The organism is Amycolatopsis palatopharyngis (genome assembly GCF_003385185.1).
Lineage (GTDB): Bacteria > Actinomycetota > Actinomycetes > Mycobacteriales > Pseudonocardiaceae > Amycolatopsis > Amycolatopsis palatopharyngis.
This window is the reverse complement of record NZ_PQHZ01000003.1, coordinates 145,060-163,943: the sequence shown is the minus strand read 5'-3', so window position 1 is coordinate 163,943 and position 18,884 is coordinate 145,060. Positions and strand designations below refer to the sequence as shown.

General features: G+C 67.7%; 15 protein-coding genes. 9 read left to right on the top strand and 6 right to left on the bottom strand.

The window, feature by feature from the left end:
* Positions 1-13 precede the first annotated feature (13 nt).
* The 3 genes from D0C15_RS03335 to D0C15_RS03325 all read right to left on the bottom strand — a co-directional run bounded on the left by D0C15_RS03335 (position 14) and on the right by D0C15_RS03325 (position 3,766).
* On the bottom strand, positions 14-1,195 hold the full coding sequence (locus tag D0C15_RS03335; RefSeq protein WP_116040838.1) for a cytochrome P450: 1,182 nt from the start codon (positions 1,193-1,195) through the stop codon (positions 14-16).
* Positions 1,192-2,496, bottom strand: coding sequence for a cytochrome P450 (locus tag D0C15_RS03330; RefSeq protein WP_116040837.1), 1,305 nt, complete (start codon positions 2,494-2,496; stop codon positions 1,192-1,194). The genes D0C15_RS03335 and D0C15_RS03330 overlap by 4 nt, the downstream gene beginning before the upstream one ends.
* Positions 2,497-2,587: 91 nt before the next feature.
* Entirely contained in the window at positions 2,588-3,766 is a 1,179-nt protein-coding gene (locus D0C15_RS03325; RefSeq protein ID WP_116040836.1) for a cytochrome P450, read from the bottom strand.
* Between the two features lie 262 nt (positions 3,767-4,028).
* Here D0C15_RS03325 and D0C15_RS03320 point away from each other — a divergent pair, with 262 nt between their 5' ends.
* From D0C15_RS03320 to D0C15_RS03305, 4 genes are read left to right on the top strand one after another with little or no spacing between them, the layout of a single operon-like run.
* The gene (locus D0C15_RS03320) at positions 4,029-4,640 is read left to right on the top strand and encodes a 4Fe-4S dicluster domain-containing protein (protein ID WP_116040835.1); all 612 of its coding nucleotides are present in this window, start codon (positions 4,029-4,031) and stop codon (positions 4,638-4,640) included.
* A 9-nt stretch (positions 4,641-4,649) separates the two neighbouring features.
* Positions 4,650-5,558 carry an NrfD/PsrC family molybdoenzyme membrane anchor subunit gene (nrfD, locus tag D0C15_RS03315; RefSeq protein WP_116040834.1) on the top strand — a complete coding sequence of 303 codons (909 nt, stop codon included), beginning with the start codon at positions 4,650-4,652 and terminating at the stop codon, positions 5,556-5,558.
* A 10-nt stretch (positions 5,559-5,568) separates the two neighbouring features.
* The gene (locus D0C15_RS03310) at positions 5,569-8,115 is read left to right on the top strand and encodes a molybdopterin-containing oxidoreductase family protein (RefSeq protein WP_116040833.1); all 2,547 of its coding nucleotides are present in this window, start codon (positions 5,569-5,571) and stop codon (positions 8,113-8,115) included.
* A complete protein-coding gene (locus tag D0C15_RS03305) occupies positions 8,112-8,696 on the top strand; it encodes a TorD/DmsD family molecular chaperone (RefSeq protein WP_116040832.1) in 585 nt (194 codons plus the stop codon). The genes D0C15_RS03310 and D0C15_RS03305 overlap by 4 nt, the downstream gene beginning before the upstream one ends.
* Positions 8,697-8,699: 3 nt before the next feature.
* Here the strand turns inward: D0C15_RS03305 and D0C15_RS03300 are convergent, their stop codons facing one another.
* Entirely contained in the window at positions 8,700-9,365 is a 666-nt protein-coding gene (locus tag D0C15_RS03300) for an ArsR/SmtB family transcription factor (protein WP_116040831.1), read from the bottom strand.
* Positions 9,366-9,607: 242 nt separating this feature from the next.
* Between D0C15_RS03300 and selD the strand changes: the two genes are divergently transcribed.
* From selD to dxs, 3 genes are read left to right on the top strand one after another with little or no spacing between them, the layout of a single operon-like run.
* Positions 9,608-10,681, top strand: a complete 1,074-nt coding sequence (selD, locus tag D0C15_RS03295) for a selenide, water dikinase SelD (RefSeq protein ID WP_116040830.1) — start codon at positions 9,608-9,610, stop codon at positions 10,679-10,681.
* Positions 10,682-10,712: 31 nt separating this feature from the next.
* Positions 10,713-11,774, top strand: a complete 1,062-nt coding sequence (locus D0C15_RS03290; protein WP_116040829.1) for a polyprenyl synthetase family protein — start codon at positions 10,713-10,715, stop codon at positions 11,772-11,774.
* 15 nt (positions 11,775-11,789) lie between these two features.
* The gene (gene dxs / locus D0C15_RS03285; protein WP_116040828.1) at positions 11,790-13,694 is read left to right on the top strand and encodes a 1-deoxy-D-xylulose-5-phosphate synthase; all 1,905 of its coding nucleotides are present in this window, start codon (positions 11,790-11,792) and stop codon (positions 13,692-13,694) included.
* Positions 13,695-13,761: 67 nt separating this feature from the next.
* On the opposite strand, the gene senB is transcribed toward dxs, so the two are convergent.
* Positions 13,762-14,727 (bottom strand): selenoneine biosynthesis selenosugar synthase SenB, encoded by a 966-nt coding sequence (senB, locus tag D0C15_RS03280; protein ID WP_245975538.1) that lies wholly within the window; start codon positions 14,725-14,727, stop codon positions 13,762-13,764.
* Positions 14,724-16,013 (bottom strand): selenoneine synthase SenA, encoded by a 1,290-nt coding sequence (senA, locus tag D0C15_RS03275; protein ID WP_116040827.1) that lies wholly within the window; start codon positions 16,011-16,013, stop codon positions 14,724-14,726. The genes senB and senA overlap by 4 nt, the downstream gene beginning before the upstream one ends.
* A gap of 126 nt (positions 16,014-16,139) precedes the next feature.
* Between senA and D0C15_RS03270 the strand changes: the two genes are divergently transcribed.
* Both D0C15_RS03270 and D0C15_RS03265 read left to right on the top strand, forming a co-directional pair.
* Complete coding sequence (locus D0C15_RS03270; RefSeq protein WP_162829882.1) at positions 16,140-17,177, top strand: UbiA family prenyltransferase; 1,038 nt, start codon at positions 16,140-16,142, stop codon at positions 17,175-17,177.
* A complete protein-coding gene (locus D0C15_RS03265) occupies positions 17,174-18,883 on the top strand; it encodes a prenyltransferase/squalene oxidase repeat-containing protein (RefSeq protein WP_116040825.1) in 1,710 nt (569 codons plus the stop codon). Before D0C15_RS03270 ends, D0C15_RS03265 begins: the two co-directional genes overlap by 4 nt.
* Position 18,884: the final 1 nt, after the last annotated feature.

The window sequence follows — 18,884 nt, the reverse complement described above, 5'->3', positions numbered from 1 at the left end:
GCGTGGGTGCCGGTCACCAGGTGACGGGCACCGAGTTCGGTGCGTTGAGCCAGGAACCCACGTTCCACTCGAGTTCGGCCAGTCCGGTGGCCAGGCGCAACCCCGGTAGTCGCGCGGGCAGGGCGGTGAACACTGTGGACAACTCCGCCCTGGCCAGGGCCGCACCGAGACAGAAGTGCAGTCCGTAGCCGAATGTGGTGTGCCCGGTATCGGTACGCGCGGGATCGAACGTGCCCGGATCGGCGCGTGTCGTGGGATCGAAGTTGCCCAGGTGAGTGCTGATGTAAACCGCGTCGCCCGCGGTGATCCGCGCGCCGCCGAGTTCGGTGTCGACCTTCGCCGTACGGCAGATCGCGGTGTTCGGCGACTGGTGCCGCAGCACCTCCTCGACGGCGTCGCCCACGGGAAGGGTGCCCGCCGCGAGTTCCCGCCAGGTACCGGATACGAGCAGTGTCATCACTGCCCTGCTGATGACTTTCGCGGTGGTCTCGTACCCGGCCACGATGAGCAGGCCCATCGTGCCGATCAGTTCCTCCTCACTGAGCGCGCCACGCTCGTCGCGCGCCCTGATGAGATCCGACATGAGGTCGTCGCCGAGCTCGCTACGGCGCCGGAGGATCAGCTCACGCATACAAGCGTGGAACTCCGCGACCGCGGAGCCGATGTCCTCGAACGACGAGCTGTCCAACGAGGTGAAGATGTCGGTCCAACGGCGAAGATCGGCCCGGACCTCCTCGGGAATCCCGCCGAGCATCCCGAAGACCACCTCGAGCGGAAGCGGATACGCCAGCGCCGACACGATGTCCGCCGGTGGCCCTGCCGCTACCAGGTCGTCCAGCAGCGAGGCCACCAGGCTGTCGATCGTCGGCTGCATCGACGCGATCCTGCGTGGACTGAACGCCTTCGTCGCGAGTTTGCGCAGCCTGGTGTGTTCCGGCGGATCCATACCGACCAGCGGAACAGCATAGGCACGCTGATCGTCCAGATTCGCGGGCGGAACACTGGTAAACCGATCCGGTTCGGACAGTGCGATACGCACCTCCGCCTCGCCGGCGACCAGCCACGCCGGGCTGTCTCCAGGACCGATGACGCGCAGAACCGGGCTGGTGCGCGCCATCTCCAGTAACAGTGGGTCCGGCGCGCCCTCCGGAGTCAACGGCCGTGGGAACACCAGTTCCTGTGCCGTGCGACTCATCCGTGGTCCTCGCCGATCGGCGCGACGCCACCGAAGGTGATCGGCAGGGTCTCCAGCGCGTGCACCGCGTTAGGCATGTACGGGGGCGGATCCGCGGCCAGCGCCGGGTCGATGAGCCTGCGGGTCAGCGTCTCCAGCACGACCTGACCCTGCAGCCGGGCCAGTGAAGCCCCGAGACAGAAATGGATGCCCCCACCGAAATTGAGGTGGTGGTTCTCGGTCCTGGTGATGTCAAAGCGTTCCGGTGCGGCGAAACGCGCGGAGTCGTGATTGCCCGCGGCCAGGAACAGCAGCACCATCTGGCCCTTGGTGACCGGAATACCGTTGACCTCAGCGTCGTCGACGACCACTCTGCGGGTGAACTGGATCGGCGGGTCGAAACGTAGCACCTCTTCCACGGCCGACTCGGCGAGTTCCGGGTGCTCCCGCAGCAGCCGCAACTGGTCCGGGTTGCGCAGCAACGCAAGCATCCCGTTCGCGATCAGGCCGACCGTGGTCTCGTGCCCGGAGATCACCAGCAACCTGCACGTGGAGTTGATCTCCTCCGCGGTCAGCTCACCTCGGCGTTCCGCCTCGATCATCGCGGAGAGCAGGTCGTCGCCCGGTTCGATGCGTTTCTCCGCGATGCGTGCGTCGAAGTAGGCGCTCATATCCACCTGCACACCGTGGCTGTAGCTCGCGCAGGCGCCCGCGATCGCCGGTGGTTCGAAGTCGCAGCAGAGCTGGGCCCGTTTCCACGCCACGTCCTTGAGGTGATCCGCCGCGGGAATCCCGAGAATCTCGCAGATGAGGGTGATCGGCAACGGAAACGCCAGATCGGCGATCAGTTCGCTACCGCCGGCCGGGGCCACCCGCTCGAGGAAGTCGTCCACGAACCTCTGCACCATCGGCCGTAGCCGTTCGATGCGCCGTGGCGTGAAGGAGTCGTAGATGACGCCGCGCAACCGCGTGTGGTCGGGCGGATCCCGGTGCAGGAACGAGTGATCCTCCATGGACGCGACGATCTCGGGCGCCAGTTCGCCAGCGGCGATGACATCCTGCTGCACGGTGCCGTGCCGGTCGTCGGTACTCAGTTTCGGATGCCGCAGGGCCGCCGCGACATCGGCATATCTGGTCAGGACGAGCGCCTGTCCCGTGCGGTGCACTGGGCGTTCGGCGAGCACCTGGCGGTACAGCGGATAGGGATCGGCCATCTTCGCGTCGTCGGCGAATATGTCAACGGCGGACGGGCCCGCGTTGACGAACTCGGGGATGTCCTCGACCTTCTTGCCCGGGTACAACCGTTGCTCGATCAGGCTCATCCGAACCACTCCCACCCAGATTATCTATTATTCTATGGAGGAACGTCAGAGTATGGCCGCCTCTGAACGTCGTCAACCGCCGAATCCGCCGCTACCAGGTGACCGGCAGCGAAACCGGGGCGTTGAGCATGGCCCCGACCGACCAGCACAGCTCCTCCACCGGCACCGCGGGCCGCAGACCCGGCAGCCGCCGCGCGAGCGCGCTGACAACGGTGGTCAGCTCGGCTCTGGCGAGCGCCGCCCCGAGACAGAGATGAATGCCATGGCCGAACGTCAGGTGCCGGGCGTCGGGCCGCGACGGATCGAACCGATCGGGCTCCACGCGGGCTGACGGATCCAGATTCGCCAGTTGCAGACTGACGAAGATCTGTTCTCCCGCCTTGATCTGGACGCCAGCGAGCACGGTGTCGACCTTGGCCCACCGGAACAGCCCGGTGTCGATCGGCGACTGGCACCGCAACACCTCCTCCACCACCTGCGCCGCGGGCACATGTCCCTCGGCGACCTGGCGCAGCGCCCCCGAGGGCCCGAGCACGACGCCTGCGCGGGTGATCGCTTTGGCTGTGGTCTCGTGCCCCGCGAGCACGAGCAGCAGGATGGTCCCGGCGAGTTCGCTCTCCGACAGGGCATCGCGGCCGTCGCGCGCCCGGATCAAGTCGGACACCAGGTCGTTGCCCGGCACCGCACGCCTCTCTCGGACGAGATCCGCGATGTAGGAGTTCATCTGCTCCAGCGCTGTCGTTATCTCCTCCGAGGTGTGCGCAGTCAGCGAGATGAACACACTGGACCACTCGTGCAGCCGGCCGTGATCCGCCTCGGGGATGTCCAGAATTCGCCCGATGACCGCCAACGGCAGGGGAAGTGACAGCGAGGTCACCAGGTCGGCCGGTGGCCCGCTCGCCGTCATCTCGTCGAGCAGGCCCGCGACGATCCGCTCGATCTCCGGCACCATCGCCTGGATGCGACGGGCGCTGAACGCCTTCACCACCAACTTGCGCAGCCGGCTGTGTTCCGGCGGATCCATCCCGACCATGAGTGCCGCGGAGCCTGCTCGCTCGTCGACACCAGGATCGGTGACGCTGGTGAACCGGGCGGCGTCGGCGAGGACCTCACGCACCTCGGCGTCGCCGGCGACGAGCCAGGCCGCGCCACCACCAGGGCCGACGACCCGTAGTACCGGACGCTGTCTGGCCAGTTCGAGCAGCTGCGGCGCCGGCGCACCCGCCGGTGTCAGTGGGCGGGGAAAGCGAACTGCTCCGGCTGCGGTCAACGCGACTCCTCCGGGACGGGCCTGGACAGATCACACCAACTGGCAGGAAGTAGAACACAAGTCGCCCATAATTCGATAGAACGTTGGAGAACGCGGCGGACGTCAATACCACTACCGACAGCCCTCTGACGAGGCCTGGACACACAGCGAGCACCCGGTTACGGTCTGAATTCCACTCGGCAGTGGAGTACTCGATCATCGTCCTGGTTCTCGGGCACGGGTTCGGACACCGCTGTCGACTACGGCTCTGGGGAGAGTGCACGTGGCGCGCTTCGGAATGCTCATCGATCTCAGCACCTGCATCGGTTGTCACGCTTGCTCCGTCGCGTGCAAGGCGGAATTCGACGTCCCGCTCGGCGCCTTCCGGGACACCGTGAAATACGTCGAGGACGGGGAGTACCCCACGGCTACCCGGCATTTCATTCCGGTGCTATGCAACCAATGTGAGGATGCGCCCTGCCTGGACGCCTGCCCCACCGACGCGATCGTCCGCCTCCCGAACGGGGAGGTCACCATCGACGAGGGCGACTGCAACCTCAACCGCTTCTGTATGTCCGCCTGTCCATACGGCGCGATCTACGAGGACCCGGACAAGAACGTGGCGCAGAAGTGCACGTTCTGCGAACACCGCACCTCGCAGGGGCAGCAACCCGCCTGCGTCGACGCCTGCCCGACCGGATGCCGGGTCTTCGGCGATCTCGATGCCGAGGACAGCGAGATCAGCAGAAGGGTCGCGACCGAGGACGTCGAGGTGTGGAAGCCGGCAGCCAACACGAAACCGCGGGTCTTCTACGTCGATCCGCGCCGGGCGCTTCCGTTGATCGAGGCCGACGGCGTGCAGGTGGTACAAGACAACGATCTTTCCGGCAAGTAGCGAACGACGATGAGTGGACTGGGCGAGCAGCTCAATCACCCATTGCCGGACTCCCCGTGGGGGCCGCTGCTGGCGATCTACTTCGTGCTCGTCGCGGTCCCAAGTGGACTGACGCTGGCCGCGCAGTGGTCGAGGGCCACCTACCCGGGACTGGACCGCGGCGTGCTGCGCAGGACCTCGTGGATCGCGCTCGCCGCCGCCTGCGGAGCAGGCCTGCTGCTGGTGGTGGATCTCGGCAGGCCTGAACGCTTCTTCCTGATGCTCACGAGATTCGACAACCTCGGCTCACCGATCGCGCTCGGCGGGAAGATTCTCGCGGTGAAGATCTTCCTGCTGATCGCCGACCTCTACCTGACCCGGCACCTGCCACGCGATGGTCAGGGCCCGGTACCGGCGGATCGCCTCACCCGGGGGGTCGAAGGCGCACTCCGCGTCGCACTCGTGCTGACCAGTCTCGCGCTGGCGTTGTACCCGGTCTCGGTGTTGTCCATGACGTGGGTCGCGCCGCTGGCGAGCAGTAGTGGTGCGGCGCTGATCTACCTCACGACCACGTTGCTCATAGGTGCCGCTGGATTTCTGGTGCTGCAACTGTACGCACCGCCGGCTGATTCCGCGGGGCCGCTGGCCGGATCGCGGGCCGCGATACTGGCCCTGCTCGGTCTGTATCTGGTCGCCGGGCTGTTCGAATGGCTCGCGGTCGCGCAGAATCCCGTGCTGAGCCAGCAGGTCGGCACTTACCTTTCGAGCGGTTCCGGCGCGGTGCTTCTCTGGGGCGGCGCCGTGGGAGCCGGCCTGGTGCTGGCGGCGCCGGGGCTGGCGCTGCCGAGAGCAGGCAGAACGATTCGATTGTTCAGCGCCGCGTCCGTGATCGTGGGAATGGCCGCCGTCCGGTACCTGATCTTCGCCACCGGCCCGTGAGAGGAGCGCGATGAACCAGCAGTCTCGCACCGAAAATCCGCACCAGTGGACGGTGAACCGGCGGGACGTGCTTCGTCTGGGTGGTCTCGCGGGCGCCGCCGTCGCCGGGCTGACGGCGGCGGACCTCGTCCACGAGGCGCAGGACAGCACTGCGGGGAGCGCGACCGCGGATCCGACGGACTCGCATACGGTGGCGTCGATGTGTCAGATGTGCACCACCGCATGCGGCATCATCGCGACGGTCCGCGACGGCAGGCTCACCGGTATAACCGGGAACCCGCAGGACCCCAACAGCCAGGGGTCAGTGTGCGCGAAAGCGGTCGCGGGCCCATCCGTTCTGTACGATCCGCACCGGCTGCTCTACCCGATGAGACGCGTCGGCCGCCGAGGGGAAGGCCGATGGCGCCGGATCTCCTGGGATGAGGCGTACAGCGAGATCAGCGAACGACTCGGCGACATCAGGAAGAGCGGCAGGCCACAGGAGTTCGTCTTCCAACAGGGCCGCAACCGCTCCACCGACATCGTGTCCCGATTCCTCAACGCCTATGGCACGCCATCGGCCTTCAATCACCGTGCGCTCTGCTCAAGTAATCGGCGGGCCGCGATTTCCACGATGATCGGCGAATCGGACTGGGACCTCGGCGACTACGAGAACAGCAAGTACGTACTCAACTTCGGCAGCAACTGGGCGGAGGCACACCAGGGCCATATTCCGGTCGCGATCCGGATGATGCGGGCCCGTAAACGCAACGACGCCAGGATCGTCACCTTCGACGCCCGGCTGTCCAACACCGCGGCCCTCTCCGACGAGTGGTTCTGCGTCAAGCCGGGCACAGACGGTCTGATCGCGCTCGCCATGTCCCAGGTCATCTGCTCCGAGCGGTTGTGGGACAAGCGGTGGTTCGACACGTGGTGCAACATCCCGGCCGAACGTTATGCGGAGCACGTACAGCAGTACTCGCCGGAGCTGGCGGAACAGGAAAGCGGGATACCGGCCGAAACCATCCGGCGTATCGCGCGGGAGTTCGCCGCGGCCGCACCGCGCTGCACCACGATCAGCAATCGTGGCTCGTCCGCGCACCGCAACGGGTACTACAACGACAGGGCGATCACCATGCTCAACGCGCTCGTGGGCAACGTCGGCAAGCCCGGCGGCTGGTGCTGGTCGGCGTATTCCTCCTGGGACAAGGAGTTCCTGCCCGAGCCGGAGCCGGTGCCGCCGAAGCCGACCGCCCGCAGCGTTATCGCCGAGGCCAAGGACTGGCCGCTCGCGAACGCGTGGAAGAAGATGAAGGTCGGCGAGATCGTCTACCTGTGGATCAAGGAGCGCAGGCAACGCGTATCCGCCCTGCTCAGCTACAACTGTGACCAGGCCTGGTCCTGGCCGGAGGCCAACCTCGTCCGGGACGTGCTGGCCGACGAGGAGCTGATTCCGTTCCACGTCTGCATCGACGTGATGAATTCCGAGACCGCCCACCTCGCTGACATCGTGCTGCCGTGGACCACCTACCTGGAACGATGGGACATCGACTCGCGCCCGCCCCAGGGCCTGGTGGACTACGTGGGCCTGCGGCAGCCGGTGGTCCCGCCCATGGGCGAGGCCAAGGATCTACGGGAGATCTTCCCCGAGCTCGCCCGCCGGATCGGTGGCGGAATGGAGGCGTACTTCCCCTGGGACACGGTGGAGGACTATTTCCGCGAGTACTTCGCCCCGGTGCCCGGCGGCTTCGAGCACATGCGCACCAACGGCATCTGGCAGGATCCCGCGAAACTGCCCAATTACCAGCCCTATGAGCGCGAGCTCGACTCCACCGAACTCGAGGGCACCACCACCGACCGGCTGACCGGGATCGTCCACCGGGGCGTGGACCGGCGAACGGGCGAACCCAACACCGTCGGTGTCATGGTGAACGGGGTGGTGAAACGCGGGTTCGAGACACCGTCACGCAAGATCGAGGTGTACAGCGAGTTCGCGGCCGACAAGGGCAGACAGGCCGGGGTCGAGGTGCAGCCGTTGCCGGTCTACGACCCGATTCCCGATCACCGCCGGGACTTCGCCGACGACGAGTTCATCATGATCAGCTACAAGTACAACGTGCACAACGGTCACCGCACGGGGCAGTCGGCGTGGCTGCAGGAGATCGAGCACAGCAACCCGGCCTGGATCAACCGGGACGTCGCCAGTGCGCTCGGACTCGCCGAAGGCGACTGGATCGACGTGACCAGCTTCCGGCCGCAGGACCCGTTCGTTCCCAACGGCGACGGCAGCCAGTTCGGCTCACTGCGCACACGTGTCCACCTGACCGCGGGCGTGCATCCAGTCGTACTGGCGATCGGGCACAACAACGGACGCTCGCGAGGTGGTCCCATCGCCACCAACGGCGCGGACACGGCGGTGCTGCCAGGACACGCTCCCGGCAGTCAGGGTGGCCTGCCGTGGTGGCAGGACGCGTTGAGTGTGCCGCAGAACGACCTCATCCCCATCTACCCCGATCCGACGACCGGACAACAGTCCTTCAACGACACCCTCGTGCGCATCCGGAAGGTGGACCGATGATCGGCGGGCAAACGCGTCGCGAACTGCTCGCGAAGGCCGACATCTACACCCTCGGAGCCAGGCTGCTGGCGGTGGAGATCGACGCTCCGCTGTACGAACGACTCGCCGGGCGCGGCCTTACCGAGCGATGCGACGGGCAGGCACTGCACCAGGCGATCGAGGATCTGGCCGCCGAGTACTGCAGGCTCCTCATCGGACCGGAGCCGGTCTGCCTGCCGTACGCCTCCGCGCACCGCAGCACGGCCAGATTGCGCTCCACCTCGGAGCGCGAGTTGGAGCGGTTCCTGGCAGAGAACGGCCTGCAGGTCGGGTCGATCGGCACGCTACGGCTGCTCGGCCACGATCACCTCGCCGTCGAACTCGCCGCCCTCAGCTGCCTCTATCGCCGTGTCGAGCGCGATGCGGCCGGGCCGGGTGACGCGCACAGCGATCCGGCGGTGCGAAGCCTGCTGCTGGACCACATCGCGCCCTGGGCCCCGGCAGTGCTGCATCGTCTCGGTGCCGAGGCACGGTGTGCTCCCTACACGTCGGTGCTGCCCGTACTGGGGTCCCTGCTCGAGGAGGACGCGAAGAACTGCTGAGCCTCAGGTTCCGGCCGCGACCGGCCGCCGTTCCAGCAACCACTCGAGCATGCCACCGTCGAGCCTGCGAGCCGGTCGCCCTTTCGCGCGCAGCAACCGCACGGCGTCGTAGGAGAGAACGCAGTACTGCCCGCGGCAGTACGCCACGATCTCGAGATCGGCAGGAAGGTCCGCGAGACGGTCGGAGAGTTCTTCCAGCGGAACAGAAACCGCGCCGTCGATGTGTCCCGACTCGAATTCCGCCCTCGGACGGACGTCGAGCAGCACGTAACGTCCTGTTCGCACGCGGTCGAGCAGATCCGTCCTGCCCACAGCCTCGACACCGTCCTCGCCGAGGAACTCACGGGTCGCCCGGTCGGTCTCGGCGAGATGCTCGACGGCTACGGCGCGCAGTGCGGCGAAGACCTCGATCACCTTGTCACTGGCAAGCCGGTAGAAGACGCGAGTGCCCTCCTTGCGGCTGGCCACGAGTCCACCGCCGCGCAATGCCTGCAGGTGCGCGGAGGCGGTGGTGAGCTTCAGCGAGGTCGCCTGCGCCAAGGACTCGACGCTGCGTTCGCCCTGGGCCAGGATGTCGATCAGTTCGAGGCGCTTGGGACTGGCCAGCGCCTTTCCGACGCGGGCGAACTGCTCGAACACCGCGTCCTTTGGCCGTGCGCTACTGGACATTACTCCAGTTTCTCATGGACTTGTCCCGGTTGACAGAGCGACAAGCACCCATCCGGGTTAAGGAGACTAGGACAGTCGCGTTATCCACCGGCTGCCGCACCTGCGGGATAACTGCTTGCGGCTGGCCGGATGCGCCACGTGACAGACGGGAAGAAGTTGAATCCCGTGCATCCTTACGTCAGCGGCACGAGGCTGCTAGCGTCTCGAAGTGAGACGATATTCCATGCAGTAGTGGAGTTTAAATGAGCGCATCTATCCAGCCCGTGGTCAAACTGACGTCGCTGTCGCGTGGAGCGGGGTGTGCGTGCAAGCTCCCGCTCGACAAGCTGGAAGGCATGTTCGCCTCCCTCGGCACCGACCTGGTACCCGCCTCGGGTGACCTGCTGATCGGCGCCGTGGAGGGTGACGACGCGGCGGTCTACCGGCTCGACGAGGACCGTGCGCTCATCCTGACCACGGACTTCTTCACGCCCATCGTCGACGATCCCCGCGACTGGGGCCGGATCGCCGCGGCCAACGCGCTCTCCGACGTCTACGCCATGGGCGGACGACCGATCATGGCCGTCAACCTGGCTGCTTGGCCGGGCGCGGACCTGCCGATGGAACTGCTCGCCGACGTCCTGCGCGGTGGCGCGGAGGTCGCGACGAACGCCGGCTGTCTCGTCGTCGGCGGGCACACCATCGACGACCCGATCCCCAAGTACGGCATGGCGGTCATCGGGATCGCCCATCCAGACAGGCTTTTCCAGATCGATTCTCTCCGCCCGGGCGACAGCCTGGTACTGACCAAGGCGATCGGCACGGGCGTCATCTCGACCGCCATCAAGAACGACGGTGCGAGTGCGGACGTCATGAAGGGCGCTGTCGACTCGATGACCACATTGAACGCGGCCGCCAGTGAGATCGCCGCGGCCGCCGGTGTGGCAGCGGCCACCGACGTCACCGGTTTCGGGCTGCTCGGCCATCTGCACCGGATGGCGCGGGCCAGTGGTGTGTCCGCGACGATCGACGCGTCCGCTGTGCCGCTGCTGCCCGGGGCCGCGGACGCCGTGGCACACGGATTCGTTCCGGGCGGTACCCAGGCGAACGCGAGCCATCTCGCCGAACACGTGGACGTCGAGGCAGGGGTCTCCGCCGAGGCGGCCATCCTGCTGCACGACGCCCAGACCTCGGGTGGGCTTCTGATGGCCGTGCCCGCCGGAGTCGACACCGATCCCGTGGTCGCGAGCCTGCGCGCGAAGGACCTGCCTGCTGCCGTGATCGGCAGGGTCACCGAAGGGACACCAGGGCGCATCACCGTGAGAGCCGCGCCGTAGCGCGGCGGTACCGACCGAAGCGAGGGCGACGATGAGCACAGTTTTGCCGGAGGCGAGCAGGCGGGACACCACGACCGAGGCGCCCCGCTCCGCCTATCGAGAACTTCCGCAGACCGAAGGCCTGAGGCGGCTGAGCACCCTCGTGGGTACCGCGCTGTCGAAGCGCTGGGCGTCGGAAGAGGGCCTGCTGGGCACCATCTGTCACTACGCGCTCGTCCCGACCGGCAAACTGTTCCGGCCAATGCTGCTGCTCGAGTCGGCACTGGCGGTCGGCGGCGAGGTCGGCCGCGTTCTGCCCGCGGCCGTCGGTGCCGAATGCGGCCACGTCGCCAGCCTCATCCACGACGACATCATCGACCGTGACGAACTCCGGCGCGGACGGTCTTCGGTGCAGCACAAGTTCGGTACCTCGGACGCAATCGTCGCCGGGGACGCGCTCATCTTCGACCTGTTCGCGAGCCTCGCGGACTGCCGGGAGGCAGGTGTACCCGACGACCGGGTCGTCTCCGCGCTGGCTGCCGTCGCGCGGGCCGGCCTGGACCTCTGCCGGGGCCAGAGCCTGGAATCGGAGTTGTCCAGGGACCTGCGCTTCGACGCGGAGGCGTACCTGCGAGTGGCACGGCTCAAGACGGCCGCGTACTTCAGGGGCGCCTGCGAGAGCGGAGCGATCATGGGCGGCGGTGGCCGGGAGCAGGTGGCGAGACTCGCGGCCTACGGTGACCACCTGGGGATGGCTTTCCAGATCCATGACGATCTGCTGGCCTATCTCAGCGACTCCGGCTCCACCGGGAAACCCGGTACCAGCGACCTGCAGAACGCGCGGATGACACTGCCGATCATTCTCGCCTTCGACGGGGCGACCGGGAACGAGCGCGAGATGATCCGCCGATGTATGACCTCCGCCGCCGATCCACAGGAGGCGATGGTGCTCGTCGAGGATCTCCTGCGGCGCACCGGAGCCATCGATTCCGCGGCGGCGATCGCCCGCGATCACGCGCTCCGGGCGCGCGCGGCACTGGACGGTCTCGCCGCGACCGCGAGCCGCGAGACCCTCTGCTGGGTGGCTGATCTGGTCGTCTCCCGCGACCACTGACAAGGATCGGAGCCGATGACGGTGTTGGACGCGGTGCGCGGCCCGGAAGACCTGCGGAACATGACCGGCGACCAACTCGCGGCACTGGCCGGGGAGATCAGGACAGAGTTGATCTCCGCGGTCGCCCGGACCGGCGGCCACATCGGACCGAATCTCGGCTGTGTCGAACTCACGATCGCACTGCACCGGGTGTTCGCGTCTCCCCGGGACCGGATCCTTTTCGACACCGGCCACCAGACCTATGTGCACAAGCTGCTCACCGGGCGCCGCGCCGGCTTCGCGATGCTACGTCAGCGGGGCGGGCTGTCCGGTTACCCGAGCCGGGACGAGTCCCCGCATGACCTTGTCGAGAACTCCCACGCCTCCACCGCACTGTCCTACGCGGACGGTCTCGCCAAGGCGCACCAGCTTCGTGGCGAGCACGACCGCGCGGTCGTCGCCGTGATCGGCGACGGCGCGCTCACCGGCGGCATGGCCTGGGAGGCGCTGAACAACATCGCCGCCGCACGGGACCGTCCGGTCGTCGTCGTGGTGAACGACAACGGCCGGTCCTACTCCCCCACCGCCGGTGGGCTCGCCGAACATCTGGCCGCACTGCGTCTGTCCCACCGGTACGAACGCGCGCTGGCCACCGTGCGTTCGACGGTGACGCGGGCGCCCCGAATCGGCAGGCCGGCCTACGAGTTGCTGCGCAGGGCGAAACGGGGACTGAAGGACCTGCTGGTTCCGCAGTCGTTGTTCCAGGACCTCGGAATCAAGTACGTCGGGCCGGTCGACGGCCATGACCTCGATGCGGTGGAACGGGCGCTACGCGGCGCACGCGCGTTCGGCGAGCCCGTGATCGTCCACTGTGTCACGCGCAAGGGACGTGGGTTCGCCCCTGCCGAGAACCACACGGAGGACTGCCTGCACGGGCCCGGGCCGTACGATCCGGAAACCGGCGCGCAGCTGCGCAAACCCGGTACCTCCTGGACTTCGGTGTTCGGCGCGGAACTCGTCGAACTGGGCGCACGGCGCGAGGATGTCGTCGCGATCACCGCGGCGATGCTGCACCCCACCGGGATCGCCCCGTTCACCCAGCGGTTTCCCGGCCGGGTGTTCGACGTAGGCATCGCCGAGCAGCATGCGGTCACGTCCGCCGCAGGGCTTGCCATGGGCGGGCTCCACCCGGTGGTCGGGCTCTACGCCACGTTCCTGAACCGGGCGTTCGACCAAGTCCTGCTGGATGTGGCGCTGCACCGGTTGCCCGTCACCTTCGCACTCGACCGCGCTGGCGTGACCGGGGACGACGGCCCCAGCCACAACGGCATGTGGGATCTGTCGGTGCTGCAGGTGGTTCCCGGCCTCTCCGTCGCCGTTCCCCGGGACGGGACCAGGCTCCGGGAACTGTTGCGAGAGGCCGTCGCCGTCGACGAAGGGCCGACTGTGGTGCGCTACCCGAAGGGCCCCGTCCCAACCGACCTCGACGCGATCGGCAGGCTTGGCGGGATGGATGTCCTCGCCGGTTCGGCTCACGGTGACGTGCTGCTGCTCGGTATCGGCCCGATGGCCGGGCTGTGCGTCGAGGCCGCGCAACGGCTGAGGACCCGGGGCGTCGAGTGCACGGTCGTGGATCCACGCTGGGTGCGCCCACTGGATCCCGCACTACTGGAGGCCGTCGCGGGCCACCACGCCGTTGCCGTGGTGGAGGACAACAGCCGGGCGGGCGGGGTTGGTGACGCCGTTGCCCGATTCCTGCGGGACCACCACGATCAGACGCCAGTGCGCAACTTCGGCATCCCGGCCGAGTTTCCCGAGCACGGTAAGCGGGCGCAACTGCTCGCCGATTTCGGGCTCACCGCCGAATCCGTCGCCGCCGAACTGCTCGACCTGCTCGGCAGAACGACGGACGCAGAGCGGTCACCCGCTCAGTCCGCATGAGATGTCCGCTGATCCAGGGGCGGCCCAAGGGCTCGTTCTCGACTTCGATGGTCTCGTGGCGGTCCCCTCAGCCATCACCGGCTGCGAGCTCGGCGAGCAGCTCGGCCCACGCGCGACGTTCCCGCTCCGGGTCGACCAGCTCGCGTAACCGCTCGCACCGGCTGGTGAGCTCCCGGTAGCTGCCGTCCTCATCGGCTTCCAGCTTCGCCAGCAGTGCGGCGAGCCGGGCGGTGTCCCCGCAGGGATAATAGCCGGGGTAGTCCTCACCGAGCAGCCCCGTGGATCCAGGAATATCGCTGGAAACGACCGGAACTCCGGCGGCGAGCGCTTCGGAGACCACGTTCGCGCCGCCCTCGTGCCGGGAGGTGAGGACCAGCAGTTTGCTGCCCGCCAACAGGTCCAGCGCCTGTGGCCGGGGCAGCGGGCCCAGCCACTGGTAGCGCGGGTTGGCCGCCGTTTCGGCCTCCGCCTCGGCACCCAGCCGGGGATCGAGCGCCTGGCCCGCGTGCCGCACCCGGACGCGCGATCCCTCGGGCAGCAGCCGAGTAGCCGCCGCCGCACGCAACGGGTCCTTGACCGGTCGCAGGTGAGCCAGGACCGCGACGGGAAACTCAGCCCCGCCGACCGGAACATGCCGGACTGGCGGCACCGACTGGATGATCACTCGCGCACGGGGACGCAGCTCCTCTTCGAGCTGGCGAACACCGTTGGCCTGCAGCACCACGATCCGGCTCGCGAGCCGGAGCACCTCGGGATCGACCCCGGTACTGGCGAGGTCGGGATACAGATCGGTCCCGGTCAGCGCCACCACGACAGGCGATCCGGGATTCTCCGCGTGGAACGCCCGCACGGCGGCGCCGCTCTTTCCGGCGTGCAGCGCCACCAGTGCGTCGTAGCGGCCCGGCAGATAGCCCTCGCCTGTCGTCACGCCGTGGCCGAGATCGCGCAGTATGTGCTCCCAGCGCCGCGCGGTGACACCGTTGCCCAGCGTGGTGTCCGGCGCCGCCGGGCTCACCAGCAGGATCGAGGTCACCGGAGCGCGCAGGTACGAAAGCCGGCGAACACGTCCCTGCGTTCGGGGATGAAGTAGTTGCGCAGGGTGGAGCGCAAGTACCGGCCTCTGGTCGCCCACGACCCGCCGCGCAGCACCTTCCGGGCGCCGAAGAACTGTTCGGAGTTCTCGTGGTAGGCATCGCGTTCGAAGTTGGGATAGCCCAGAAAGTCACTGGCCGTCCACTCCCACACGTTGCCGAACAGCTGGCGAACGCCTTCGGGTGTGTCCCCCGCCGCGCAGGCCGACACCGGCACGGGACCACGCGAGCGCCAGTCCGTCGCGGCCTGGTCCGGTTCGGGAAGTGCCCGCCCCCACGGATATGCGGTCCGCGGCTGTTTCGTCGTGGCCGCGAACTCCCATTCCGACTCCGAGGGCAACCGCCTTCCTGCCCACCTGGCGAATGCGTCGGCCTCCCACCAGCAGACATTGCTCACCGGCAGGTCCGGTTCGAGGTCCACCCATCGGTCAAAGTGCCTGCGCTGCCACCGGCCGTCGGCCGCGCGTCGCCAGTACAGCGGGTGCGCCGCACCGGTTTCCGTGAGCCAGGCTCCGCCGTCGGACCACACCGACGGGGTCCGGTAACCGCCAGCCTCGACGAACTCCGCGAATTCGGCCTGGGTCACGGCCGATCTGGCCATGGCGAAGGGCTCCACCCGGACCGGATGAGCCCATTTCTCGTTGTCGTAGGCAAATGGATCGGCCAGCAACGCACCCTGAACGAACGTTCCACCACCGAGCTGCACGTCGCCGTGGGCCACCTCGGCCTGTTCGATCGGCGTAGCCACGGCGGAGTCGGTGAGCCCGGCCAGCTTCGGCAACGGCAGGCCGAGCGTCTGAAGGGTGTACGTGAGCGCCTCGGTATGCGTGTCGTGGTGGTGCACGGTGTATCGGGCGAAGTGCCGGGCGACGTCGGTCGCATCCCGGGTGAGCACCGCGTCGGCCACCCGTTCGGCAACGGTTCGGACGTAGGAGACGGTCTCCTCCCGCGAGGGCAGAATCAGTCGCCAGCGGGTGTCGTGCGGGATCGCGCCGGAGTCGTAAATCGCGTCCGCGAACGGCAGGATCGGTTCGTGCCCGCAGGCCCGCCGGAGCACGAATATCTCCTGAAACCAGGCTATGTGCCCGATCTCCCAGATCAGCGGGTTCACGGTCGGCAACAGTGGCCCGATCATCTGCTCATCGGTCAGGTCGTCGACAAGCTCGACGACGCGGTTTGCCGCATCCACTGCCCAGCCCGCGAGGACGTCGTTTTCGAGAGCTGTCATCGCCAGATCCCCTCCTTGTCGGTGCTGTGATGAAAGCACAGCGAGCGGCACCTGTCAGGCCCTCCTCGAAAATTTCATAGTTCTATGGAATTAGGGAGGTTGATATGGTTTGCTCGTCGAGGTCCGATGACGCAACGAGAACCTGGGGTGCGGATGGACTCGTCGGTTGTGGACCAACATCGGCTCAGGGACCGCCTGCTCACCCACCTCGAGGTGGGCAGGCCCGACCTCGTCTTCTACTCCGGACTGGTGGGTGTCGCGGGAGCAGTACTGGCCTCCGGCACGTGGTCCGGCTGGCAACTGCTCGGCGCGTGGGCGGCACCTACTTTCGGCTGGTTCGCCGCGATGTACGGCGGCGACTACTTCGACCGCGAACTCGACAAGGTGACCAAGGCACAACGGCCCATTCCCTCCGGCCGGATGAGCGCCGGTACCGCGCGCAACGGCATGGTCGTCTGGGCACTGCTGGGCATGGTCATCGCGGTGGCACTGAACCCGGTGAACCTGGCGCTGGTCGCACTCGCCTGGTCGTTCGGGCTGGCCTACAGCAAGTTCCTGAAGACGCGGGGAGTCTGGGGCAACCTGTCCCGGGGCGCCATCACCATGTGCGCCTTCGGCGTCGGGGCTTTCGCCACCACCGACTCACCTTCGTGGGTACTGCTCCCGGTCGCGCTGGTGTTCGGTCTGCATGACGCGGCCTCGAACGTCGTCGGCGCGATCTGTGATGCCGATGGTGACCGGGAAGGCGGATACCGCACCTTCCCGGTCCGGCACGGGGAGAAGGCGTCGCTGTGGCTGATGTCAGCGCTGCACCTGGCCTGGATGGCACTCGCGATCGGTCACCCAGCCGCGCTACTGCCAGGATTCGCGACCGGCGCGTACGCACCGCTGCTCACGATCGCGATCGGCATGGCGCTGTTCTCCGCCGCGATGCTGCTGCGCGCTTCGCGGCCGATCGCCCGCATTCCGGCACTGAAATCACACGAGGTGCTCGTGATCGAGCGGCTCGTCCTCGGCTGCGCCGTCGTCGCGGGTGCGGCGGGGTTCTGGTGGGGCGTGGGTCTGCTGGTGCCGTTCGTCGTCGCGACGATCGCCTCATCGCTGCTGCTGATGCGCGGGAGTTATGAACCGAGCAGGCGCTGGCGCGCACGGAGTGCGGCGTGAACGCCGAACGCCTGCACGCGCGGGCCGTGACGGCCGTCGACAACGCGAGGGACTACCTGTATCGCAGGCAACGCGCGGACGGCGGCTGGACCGACAGAATGTCCTCGTCCACCATCTCCACCGCGATCGGGCTACTGGCGCTCGGGCGCGCGGGCCGCGACGCCTACCGCGATCAGATCGAGGCCGGACTCGCGTGGTTACGGAAGAACCAGCGGCCGGACGGTGGATGGAGCCTGGTCGACGCCGATCCGCCCAGTAACGAGCACATCACCGCGTTCGCCGTCGCCGCCTTCTCCGTACTGGACCCGGAAGGGTCACGCCGCTGCATCGACGAAGGGATGGCGTTCATCGAGCGCCACGGTGGCGAGTCGGTGATCACTCCGCCGCTGGATGACGGAGGACCGCGTACCTGGCGGGAGATAGTCCCGATCGTGTGGGCGATGGAGGGCCTTCGCCCCGTGGACACCCAACCTGCTCAGCCGCTGGAGGTGATGCTGCTGCCGAGCGCCCTGCGCAACCGGGCCTCCATCGTCCTGCCCGGCGTGCTCGGCATCGGCATCGCACAGTCTCGGGTGCTACGGACCGGCAGGCTGAGCACGCTGGCGCGCAGGCTCGCCGAACCGAAGGCGCTGCGCTGGTTGCGCGAGGTCATGGGCCCCAATGGCGGAATCGAGGAGTGCGCGCTGATGTGCGCGCTCGTGTTCAGTGGGCTACGCATCGCGGGCGAGAACGTCGGCGCCGACATCCAGCGTGGCTGCCTCGACTTCCTGCTGTCCACGATCAGGCCAGATGGCTCCTGGCCCATCGATCGGGACCTGGAAATCTCGGTGACCGCGTACTCGGTCCTCGCGTTGGCCGAATGCCAGGACGTCGCGGCCGAACCACGGCTGGCCCCCACCAGGGACTGGCTGCTCTCGACCCAGTGGCAGACGCCGTTTCGCCCGCTGCGGATGCCGCCTGGCGGCTGGGCGTGGGCGGCACCGTCCGGCTGGCCGGAATCGGAGGACACGGCGGTGGTGCTGTCCGCGCTCGCCCGGCTCGGCGCGAAACGCGACGACCGCGCCGCGGCGGATGGACTGCGCTGGCTACTGGGTATGCAGAACCGGGACGGCTCATGGTCGGAGTGGATGCGCAACTCGACGATGATCCACGATGGACCGTGTCCTGGAGTGACCGCTCACGTACTGATGGCCTTCCACGACTACGGTGCGGGCCTTGGCGGGCGCTCGCCGCTGAACCGCGCCACGGCGTACCTGGAGGGGAACCAGGCAGCGGACGGTTCCTTCTCGTCACTGTGGTTCCGCGATCGAACACACGGCACGGCGAAAGTGCTGGAGACCTATGCCCAGTTCGGCATGCCCGGCCACCCGGTCGCACGAGCGGCTGCACGGTGGTTGCTTGATCACCAGCGCGAGGACGGCGCCTGGCCGTCGAAGGTGGTGGAAGGCCCGCCGGACGGCGGAACCGTGGAGGAGACGGCGTGGGCGCTGTTCTCGCTGCTCACTGCCGGATTCCCAGCCGAAGACCGGCAGCTGACCGCGGCCGTCGGCTGGCTGGTCGACCAGCAGAACGACGAAGGCACCTGGCGGCCGCAGGGAGTCGGCCTCTACTACGACACCCTCTACTACAGCGACGACCTCATCGCACACGCCTACGCACTGCGGGCTCTGGCCCGCTGGCTGCGGAACTCGAGTGTCCGGGCATGAA

Excerpts from the sequence above, each read along its gene's own strand:
- D0C15_RS03335 (WP_116040838.1), bottom strand. The coding sequence starts at position 1,195 with ATGAGTCGCACGGCACAGGAACTGGTGTTCCCACGGCCGTTGACTCCG.
- D0C15_RS03330 (WP_116040837.1), bottom strand. The coding sequence starts at position 2,496 with ATGAGCCTGATCGAGCAACGGTTGTACCCGGGCAAGAAGGTCGAGGAC.
- nrfD (WP_116040834.1), top strand. The coding sequence starts at position 4,650 with ATGAGTGGACTGGGCGAGCAGCTCAATCACCCATTGCCGGACTCCCCG.
- D0C15_RS03310 (WP_116040833.1), top strand. The coding sequence starts at position 5,569 with ATGAACCAGCAGTCTCGCACCGAAAATCCGCACCAGTGGACGGTGAAC.
- D0C15_RS03305 (WP_116040832.1), top strand. The coding sequence starts at position 8,112 with ATGATCGGCGGGCAAACGCGTCGCGAACTGCTCGCGAAGGCCGACATC.
- D0C15_RS03300 (WP_116040831.1), bottom strand. The coding sequence starts at position 9,365 with ATGTCCAGTAGCGCACGGCCAAAGGACGCGGTGTTCGAGCAGTTCGCC.
- selD (WP_116040830.1), top strand. The coding sequence starts at position 9,608 with ATGAGCGCATCTATCCAGCCCGTGGTCAAACTGACGTCGCTGTCGCGT.
- D0C15_RS03290 (WP_116040829.1), top strand. The coding sequence starts at position 10,713 with ATGAGCACAGTTTTGCCGGAGGCGAGCAGGCGGGACACCACGACCGAG.
- dxs (WP_116040828.1), top strand. The coding sequence starts at position 11,790 with ATGACGGTGTTGGACGCGGTGCGCGGCCCGGAAGACCTGCGGAACATG.
- senA (WP_116040827.1), bottom strand. The coding sequence starts at position 16,013 with ATGACAGCTCTCGAAAACGACGTCCTCGCGGGCTGGGCAGTGGATGCG.
- D0C15_RS03270 (WP_162829882.1), top strand. The coding sequence starts at position 16,140 with ATGACGCAACGAGAACCTGGGGTGCGGATGGACTCGTCGGTTGTGGAC.